General features: G+C 62.5%; 7 protein-coding genes and 2 pseudogenes. 5 read left to right on the forward strand and 4 right to left on the reverse strand.

Translation table 11 applies throughout. The annotated features are described in order from the left end of the window. On the forward strand, positions 1 to 163 hold a 163-nt coding region (locus tag Q9Q40_09310; GenBank protein ID MDQ7007420.1), incomplete at its 5' end, for a citrate/2-methylcitrate synthase. Positions 164 to 230: 67 nt separating this feature from the next. Here Q9Q40_09310 and Q9Q40_09315 read toward each other — a convergent pair. Further along, positions 231 to 422, reverse strand: a complete 192-nt coding sequence (locus Q9Q40_09315; GenBank protein MDQ7007421.1) for a hypothetical protein — start codon at positions 420 to 422, stop codon at positions 231 to 233. Between the two features lie 1,269 nt (positions 423 to 1,691). Here Q9Q40_09315 and Q9Q40_09320 point away from each other — a divergent pair. Then, positions 1,692 to 3,446 (forward strand): hypothetical protein, encoded by a 1,755-nt coding sequence (locus tag Q9Q40_09320; protein ID MDQ7007422.1) that lies wholly within the window; start codon positions 1,692 to 1,694, stop codon positions 3,444 to 3,446. A 173-nt stretch (positions 3,447 to 3,619) separates the two neighbouring features. Here Q9Q40_09320 and Q9Q40_09325 read toward each other — a convergent pair whose 3' ends face one another. From Q9Q40_09325 to Q9Q40_09335, 3 genes and pseudogenes are all read right to left on the reverse strand, one after another. Then, entirely contained in the window at positions 3,620 to 3,781 is a 162-nt protein-coding gene (locus Q9Q40_09325; protein ID MDQ7007423.1) for a hypothetical protein, read from the reverse strand. Between the two features lie 151 nt (positions 3,782 to 3,932). Then, positions 3,933 to 4,508 carry a transposase gene (locus tag Q9Q40_09330; GenBank protein ID MDQ7007424.1) on the reverse strand — a complete coding sequence of 192 codons (576 nt, stop codon included), beginning with the start codon at positions 4,506 to 4,508 and terminating at the stop codon, positions 3,933 to 3,935. 66 nt (positions 4,509 to 4,574) lie between these two features. Then, a pseudogene (locus Q9Q40_09335) lies at positions 4,575 to 4,940 on the reverse strand (transposase zinc-binding domain-containing protein). 49 nt (positions 4,941 to 4,989) lie between these two features. Here Q9Q40_09335 and Q9Q40_09340 point away from each other — a divergent pair. The 3 genes and pseudogenes from Q9Q40_09340 to Q9Q40_09350 form a co-directional block, all read left to right on the forward strand. Then, positions 4,990 to 5,373 (forward strand): annotated as a pseudogene (locus tag Q9Q40_09340) (2-oxo acid dehydrogenase subunit E2). A 33-nt stretch (positions 5,374 to 5,406) separates the two neighbouring features. Next, complete coding sequence (locus Q9Q40_09345; protein ID MDQ7007425.1) at positions 5,407 to 5,943, forward strand: FAD-dependent oxidoreductase; 537 nt, start codon at positions 5,407 to 5,409, stop codon at positions 5,941 to 5,943. After that, positions 5,838 to 6,659: citrate (Si)-synthase (locus Q9Q40_09350; GenBank protein MDQ7007426.1), on the forward strand; the 822-nt coding region annotated here is incomplete at its 3' end. The genes Q9Q40_09345 and Q9Q40_09350, both read left to right, overlap by 106 nt.

Consider the following 6,659-nt stretch of genomic DNA (forward strand, 5'->3'; position numbering starts at 1 on the left):
CTACGGCGTCAAGGAGTACGACTTCTACACCGTGCTCTTCGGCGTGGGCCGGGCCATCGGTGTACTGGCGAACATCGTCTGGGACCGGGCCCTGGGCTATCCCATCGAGCGTCCCAAGTCGGTCACCACCGACATGCTCGAGGAAGCTGCCGGCATCAAGTAGAAGAAAAGAGCGGCAAGTGTCCATTCTGCAGCGAGGAGGCCTCGCATGGTGCCGCTTTACACGCAGGCTAATCCCGCTCCCGGCCGTCGCTCCAACGCAACTCCCGGGGCACACCGAAGTCAACGCCCACGCCAGCCCCGCGGAAGATGGGCTTCTCATCCACTTCATCCAACCCCTCCCGGCCGACTTCGTCACCGTCACGAGAATCCTCAACAAGCCGAAAGTCGCCGGCACCGAACCATTCGATCAGCACCCACATCCAGCAGCCGGCCTTCGATCTACTCCGGATTCCCTTGCCAGCAGGTGACTTCCCTGCCGTCCCATACCGCCTGCGCCAACGGAAGCCTGCAGCCGATCAGCCCAGGATCTTCCGATCATATTACCCCTGTTGACAGGTCGCCCCATTCGCTATAGCGTCTTCGTGAGTTGCCAAGACTCAGGGGTGCACTATGCGGGGAATTGCTGAAAAAGAGGCACGAGGATCGACGCCATTTTTTGATCGCGTTGCCCCCCCCCCTGAGGCTCCACTCTTGCGCCGTAGCTATTCTGCCTCGGTGCGTATCGTCGTTCGGCAGCCACGATCGACCGTCTGCCCGCGTTAGCACGCGGAAATGTTCTGGTGCACGCAGCAGTCTAGTTCCTCCCGACAGAGCGGGCGCTTCTTCCGGACTCAAGCAATCTGCCCCGTCACTATCGACTGCCTGCGAAGCAGGACCCAAACTCGCTTTGGCGCTCAACCTTGTGTGGAAGCGGCCGCAGCGACACCGGAGTGCAGTTTCAAGTGGCCAACGTGCCCCGCCGTGCTGATTCCAGACGCGATGCCCATCGAAATCCACACCTTTTGGAAAGTAGGAGACCATTTCATGCATAGAACCCTTCGCACTGTCGTTCTGACCATTTCTCTTCTCTTGCTCGCCACCGGGTCATGTTGGTACAAGCTCATGGGATTTCTACGCTACGGTCAGTGCACTCAGCACCTACCCGCGTTTGGCAGATGCGTCTGCAACTACGGTTTCGGCATCAGTCTCGACGAACTAATTGCCGGGCAGCCGGGCGATGATCTCCTTCTGACTGTCTCTCCAGGCCCGGGAGTGATCGATCTGGACCTATCCAACGATTCGGTCGTGGCAACGATCCAGTAGACACGACCATGCCGGCCCCTTTGGGCCAGTGCCCGGCGGCCGCAACACACAGCGGCCGCCGGCCTCGATCCTCGCACCACGGAGAAGTGCAAACGACGGGCTTGATCCAGACCATTCTCGCACTTCTTTGCCGTGCGGTCGATCTTCTACGCGAGCGAGATATACGCTCTTAAGGAATAGGCATGATTGGCCTCCAGACACCTGAAAGGTCTTGCGTCAGCATGGCTGCCATTCTACTTGGATACTCGGATCGGTCCCGGCAGGGGAGGTGTTTCCACGCTCTTCTCGCATGTCTCTTCGTTCCGCTGCTCGCCTCCGCACAGGCCCATGGTCCGGCAACTGCGGCGAGTGAACGCCAGGAAGATAGCCCGGCTTGGTCCACGCTTGTGGAGAAGACCGAGGCGTCTATCGCCCTCCTGGATGTCTACCTGCATCCCAAGTACTTCTTCCGCAAGAACGGAGCCCTGGCTCCCGAGGAGATTACTCTCTCCGTCAATGGTCGAAGACGAGAGATTCTGACAGTGGATCAGCAGTGCCCGTCATCGCTTCTTTCCGATGACGAGGGCGGTACTTCATACGATGTAGAACAGGACCGCCCCTACCCACCTGTCTCGGTCGGCATCTCGAATCCAAGTCGTTTTGTTCTCTATCTTGATGGAACCCAGCTCACTGTTTCTGGAAGGAACTCGGCGCTGGAAGCAGCCCAGCGCTGGATTGAAACGGCGCTGCCACATGGGAGCATGGTTGAGATCGTTGTCGCTACCTCAGAGTTCGGCACTGCAATCATCCGTAGCTTCACTCGGGAAAAGGAGCTGCTGCTTGACGCACTCGCGGGTCTTGGCGCATCGACCGAGTGGCTAGATCCGGATGCTACCGAACGAGTTCTCCATGTCGGATCATGTGCAAGGCAAGGCGGCGGCACCTCCTGCCTGCCTGATGCAGTGATGGAGAAAAAGAGGCAGCGCAGGTCCCTTGGAATCCTACAAGAGTACCTGACGCGGCTGGAAACGACACCAGGGCCCAAGACTCTCGTTTACTTTCACGAGAAATCTACTGCTCACCCCGTCAAGACCTTCGGACTGTGCTCTAGCCTGGAGGATGTGGTCGGCAACCTCGTCGAAGAATTGGAGCGGATCGGGGGGGCTGCCACCTCCGCCCAGACGCGGATCATGGCGGCTTATGTCGGGACCCTTGGCTCCCGCGAGCATCCGTGGGCCATCAACTTCTCGGCAAATCTGGTCGATGGCACGGGCGGTAGCTATAACCGCGGAAGCGGCGGCCTGAAGGCTCTCCTTCGCGATGCTGCCGCGGTTTGCCGTTTGACGCTTGGCTTCCGGACGCGGGAGAACGAGCGTGGAAAAGTACTGCAGGCACGAGTCACGATCGGAGGCAAGGCGCTACCCAACCTCTACCGAGTCGCTATCGGAACTGGGCGGGTCCCTGCTGCCGCTGCCCGGAATCCACACTCCGATCCTGTGCCCGCGGTCGCGGATGATCTGGTGATCCAAGTAGTACCGCTCGAATGGACCAACGGCCGCTGGAAGATTGCGGCCTACCTTGGCCTTCCGCGCAATGCCCGTGGAGAGGTGGCTGTCGATGTGGCACTGCGCTTGGAAGACGGATCCACACTGCCGTCTCTCTCCGAACTCGAGCCGGGAGAATACGAGGTTGCGGCCTATCTGCGCTCCACCAAGGCGGAGAGAATCTGGGTGGCACGCGAGCGCTTCATTCTGCCAGATGCCACTGCCACTACTGCTCACGCCTTCGGTCCGGTCATCCTGGCGCCGGATCGCAGGGCCTTGCGTTACCTCTGGCCCCGCGGCTCGGAGCGACAGTCCGTGGGATACGGCCCGGCCTCGTCGACGATCTCCTACGGCGCTACCCTCACGGCGGTGACATGGCTCTGCGGCCCCCGGGCCGAGCTGGCCAGCATCAGGTGGATCGCGAGCAATGGGCTGCCGGCCTTCCGCGTGGAGGGCCAAGTCCAAAGAATGGAACCGGGATGCACGCGAATCATCGACAATTGGACCGTTTCCCGCGAAGCCTTCTCCGCTGGGCGCTACGACTACGTGGTCGCCACCCGGGTTGCAGATCGACAAGTCGCGCGGCAGTTCTCAGCAAGCTTCGCGGTCGGTGAATGATGCTTCAGGCCCGAGCAGAAACAAGTACCGGCTTCTGGCTGCCGATGCATCCCGCCTGGCTGCGTTGCTCCTCGGTTGTCAGGCGCTGGGAGGATGCATCTGGGCAGAGAGGCTACGGGCCGCTCGCAAGAGCGGTGCTGAAGGTCGAGGGCGGTGGTGATTGAGGATGATGGTCAACCGGCCGGTGGCGGTGGTGCGTTGGCCCGGGCTTTGATCTTACGCACGTGTTCGAGGATCTTGCGCGCGGCAGGGGGCTCGATGATCGCTTCGACGATGCGCCACGAGCCCCCGCAGGGGCACCGATGTGGATCCACCTCGAAGACCCTGGAGATCATGCGAGTCCAGTCAGCTTTCCGCTTTCGCAGGGCCGGGGAGGGGGTTTCCTCGGAGCAGTCCGCAGCCGTCATTCCCGCTGACGGCCACGCTGTGCTTCGAACCCTCTGGCAGGCGCGCTTGCTCCACCCGATGTCGCGTGGAGTAGGCTCCTTAGAGTCGCGTCAGGTGCAAGCGTGGCGGCGGAATGTGCAGGCAGAACTCAGCGAGGAACTCGAAGGGGTCGAAGGCCCTGCTCCTGGCTCCAGTGCGGTGATCAGGGCGCCTGCCGGAGTAGACGAGGGGTCTGCTCTTTCCGTGGTATCGAAGACGCTCGAGGGCGATCGGAGGGTGAAGCAGGTAGGGCGCGAGGCGCATCATCTCATCGGGGGAAGAGGGATCGGCGCAGACAGCGTTGTGTACAGAGAATCCAGAGTGAGCCCAGGCGAGCATCTCCCCGACCTGTTCTGGCGTGAGTCTTTCTCGTCTTTTCATGAGACGGAGGATCCGGGCTTGGAAATCCGCTTCGGCTGTGGGGGGCCAGGGCAGGTCGAGAGGGGTGAGCTCTCCCTGCTGATCGGCAACCCCTGCGGTCACGAGACAATGAATGTGAGGCTGCCAATTGGAAAAATCTCCGTGGGTGTGGATCGTCAAGGCGACGCCGGGGTTCAGGCCATCAGGATCGATCTCCTGATCGACAGCCCGGTCGTGGTAGAGCCTGCGGATCGACAGGGCGGCGCAGCGAGCCATGTCGCCAAGCAGGGCACGATCGTAGAGGAAGTAGAGACGCAGGCGCTTTGGCAATACGAAGACCCATTGATGGTGGCGGACCGGTAGAAGCAAGTGGTCGCCAGCCCACTCGGCCCAGAGGGCGGATCTCTTGGCCTGGCAGGAAGGGCAGAAGCCGCGGGTCTTGCACGAGAAGGCGACGAAGAGGTCCTTGCGGCACTGATCGCAGCGGAGTCGTGCGAAGCCGTGTTCCGGCAAGCCGCAGTCGAGGAAGGCCAGCAACGTCTTGTCGATCTCCGGGCGCCGGAAACCGTGAGAGCGGGCGAAGCGCTCGTCGTAGAGCTGCTTGGAGGTTTCGTAGTGGTCCTCAACGAGTCGGTAGAGGGGCGATTCCCTGGCCCGGCGCGGCCGGTAGACTCGCTCTCTCGGACATCCGCTCAGGGAGGAGATCATCACCAAGAAGTTCTACAACATCGGCTTCGCCGCCGACACGCCCCGCGGTCTGCTGGCCCCCGTGATCCAGGATGCCAAGGCGAAGAGCATTGTCGAGATCTCGGCAGAGATCGAGCGCCTGGCTCTCAAGGCCCGCGGCTGAACCCTGGCACCGGCCCAGATGCAGGGCGGCACCTTCACCATCACCAACGTGGGCCCCATCGCGGGAGCGCGGCTGATCCCCACCATCAACTACCCGGAGGTGGCGATCCTGGGCATGGGGCGGGCCGAGCAGAAGGTGGTGGTACGTGATGGCGAGATCGTCGTGCGCACGATTCTGCCGCTGACCCTGGCCTTCGATCACCGCATCGCCGACGGCGCCGATGCAGCACGCTTCATGCGGCGGCTGGGCGAGCTTCTCTCGAGCCCCCTGACCTGGCTCTTGGAGCGATAGTCCCCCGACTCGGGCGACGGGAAGGAGACCGCAATGGTCATGGGAAGCCTCAGCCAGCAAACGGACGTAGTGGTGATTGGCGGCGGACCGGGAGGTTATGTCGCTGCCTTGAGGGCCGCCGACCTGGGCAAGGAAGTGATTCTCGTCGAGGAGCGCCCGCGCCGGGGTGGAGTCTGCCTGCTCGAGGGCTGTATCCCCTCCAAGACGTTGATCCACAGCGCGGAGATTGCCGAGGCAGCCCGCCGCTCCAAGAACTTCGGCGTGGTCAGTGGCGAGGTCAGCATCAACCTGAAGGCCCTGCGGGCCAACAAGGAGAAGGTCGTCACGATCCTCAGCCGCGGCGTCGATCAGCTTCTCAAGGCTCGGGGCGTGGAAGTGATCCAGGCCCGCGCCCGCTTCGAGGGCCCCCGCAAGCTGCAACTGGTGGGAGCCGACGTGGCGGGAATCGAGTTCCGCCACGCCAAGTGGAGCAGACCCTGGAAGTGGTCCGTGATTTCAAGGCTCGGGCCCGGGTTCCCGAGTACCTCCACGACCTGCTGCGCGCCATGCCTCGTGATACCCACCCGATGACGATGTTCTCCGCTGCGATCGTGGCCATGCAGCGGGAGTCCAACTTCGCCCGCCGCTACAACGAGGGAATGACCAAGTTCGAGTACTGGGATCCGATGTACGAGGACGCCTCGAACCTGCTGGCCAAACTGCCGGCCATCGCGGCCTACATCTACCGCATGAAGTACAAGGCCGACACGCCCATCGCCGCAGACCCCGAGCTGGACTTCGGCGGCAACTTCTCCCACATGATGGGCATCCCGCACCCCTACGATGACGTGGCACGGATGTACTTCATCCTCCACTCCGACCACGAGTCGGGCAACGTCTCGGCCCACACCACGCACCTGGTGGCCTCGGCCCTGTCCGACTGCTACTACGCCCTTTCCGCGGGGATCAACGGGCTGGCCGGCCCGCTCCACGGCCTGGCCAACCAGGAAGTGCTGCGCTGGACCCAGGCCTTGATGGATCGCCTGGGAGACCAGGAGCCCACCGAGGAGGTCATCGAGAAGGCCTTGTGGGAGACCCTCAACTCCGGCCAGGTGATCCCCGGCTACGGACACGCGGTGCTGCGCAAGACGGACCCGCGCTACTCCTCCCAGCGGGAGTTCTGCCTCAAGCACCTGCCCGACGACCCGCTCTTCAAGCTGGTCAACATGGTCTACCAGGTCGCGCCGAAGGTACTCCAGGAGCATGGCAAGGCGAAGAACCCCTGGCCCAACGTGGACGCCCAGTCC

Source organism: Acidobacteriota bacterium, from assembly GCA_030949985.1.
Taxonomy (GTDB): Bacteria; Acidobacteriota; Polarisedimenticolia; order J045; family J045; genus JALTMS01.